Source organism: Pseudomonas onubensis (assembly GCF_965653655.1).
Lineage (GTDB): Bacteria > Pseudomonadota > Gammaproteobacteria > Pseudomonadales > Pseudomonadaceae > Aquipseudomonas.
Window position 1 is genome coordinate 1 of sequence record NZ_CBFHAZ010000200.1, and the last position, 1,854, is coordinate 1,854.

General features: G+C 55.0%; 1 protein-coding gene. It reads right to left on the reverse strand.

What is annotated here, in order from left to right:
• Positions 1–1,854 (reverse strand): immunoglobulin-like domain-containing protein (locus ACTD9P_RS29520; RefSeq protein WP_438870408.1); only part of this gene is annotated, 1,854 nt, incomplete at both ends.

Here is a 1,854-nt window from a genome sequence, read left to right on the forward strand (position 1 = left end):
TTGTCTATGGTGTCGTTGATGGTCGTAGTTGCACCATCACCAGCCACTTCCAGTTTCTCGAAGTTGCCGCCAGCAGTGTCAGTGATCTTGACCGTCTGAGTGCTCTTATCGATAAACACGTCATCGCTAGGCGCCGCAACAGTCACGGAGCCAACGGTTTCACCAGCTTTGATGATGATGCTCGATCCATTGTCCAACTTCAACGTGACGTCAGTACCGGCCTTGTTGCTCAAGGTGGCGGTGTAGGTGATTTGACCACCTTCATTGACTGCGTTTGGCGCGGTCAGCGTGACAGTAGTTGTGTTGTCGGTACCCGGAGTATCCGTGACGGTAGTGCTAACCGGCGTAGTACCTGGCACCAAATTCTCGAAATGCTCGCCACCAGTCACGTTAGTGATAGCGGTAGTGACGGTCTGGTCGCCCTTGTACACGTCATCTGGAGCTACAACAGTGACGTTGCCGCTGGTCTGATTAACGCCGATGGTGATGGTCTGGCCATTATCCAAAGTCACGGTCAGCGGGTTGGTGATGTTGGTCACCGCATTGCCCGACTTGTCGACCAGCGACGCGGTGTAAACGATATTGCCGCCTTCACCAACGGTGGTCGTTGCAGTCAGAACCACATCCACTTTGTCGATGGTGTCGTTGATGGTCGTAGTTGCACCATCACCAGCGACTTCCAGTTTTTCGAAGTTGCCGCCAGTGGTGTCAGTGATCTTGACGGTCTGGGTGCTCTTGTCGATAAACACGTCATCGCCAGGCGCTGCAACAGTCACGGAACCGACGGTGTCGCCAGCCTTGATGGTGATGCTCGAACCGTTATCCAGCTTCAGGGTTACGTCAGTGCCCGCTTTATTGGAAAGCGTAGCGGTGTACGTAATCTGACCGCCTTCGTTGACTTCGCCAGGTGCGGTCAGCGTAACGGTAGTGGTGTTATCAGTGCCCGGAGTATCGGTAACGGTAGTGCTGACAGGCGTTGTGCCTGGAACCAAATTCTCGAAATGCTCGCCGCCAGTCACATTAGTGATAGCGGTAGTGACGGTTTGGTCGCCCTTGTACACGTCATCTGGAGCTACAACTGTGACGTTGCCGCTGGACTGATTCACGCCGATGGTGATGGTCTGGCCATTATCCAAAGTCACGGTCAGCGGATTGGTGATGTTGGTCACCGCATTGCCCGACTTGTCGACCAGCGACGCGGTGTAAACGATGTTGCCGCCTTCACCGACGGTGGTGGTCGCGGTCAGAACCACATCGACCTTGTCGATGGTGTCGTTAATGGTCGTAGTTGCACCATCACCAGCCACTTCCAACTTCTCGAAGTTACCGCCAGTGGTGTCAGTGATCTTGACCGTCTGAGTGCTCTTGTCGATAAACACGTCATCGCCAGGCGCAGCCACAGTCACGGAACCGACGGTGTCGCCAGCCTTGATGGTGATGCTCGAGCCATTGTCCAACTTCAGCGTGACGTCAGTACCGGCCTTGTTGCTCAAGGTCGCGGTGTAGGTGATTTGACCACCTTCATTGACTGCGCTTGGCGCGGTCAGCGTGACAGTAGTGGTGTTATCGGTACCCGGAGTATCCGTGACGGTAGTGCTAACCGGCGTCGTACCTGGAACCAAATTCTCGAAATGCTCGCCACCAGTCACGTTAGTGATAGCGGTAGTGACGGTCTGGTCGCCCTTGTACACGTCATCTGGAGCGACAACAGTGACGTTGCCGCTGGTCTGATTAACGCCGATGGTGATGGTCTGGCCGTTATCGAGAGTGACGGTCAACGGGTTGGTGATGTTAGTCACTGCCGCGCCGTTTTTATCCACAAGGCTGGCGGTGTAGATGATGTTGCCGCCTTCG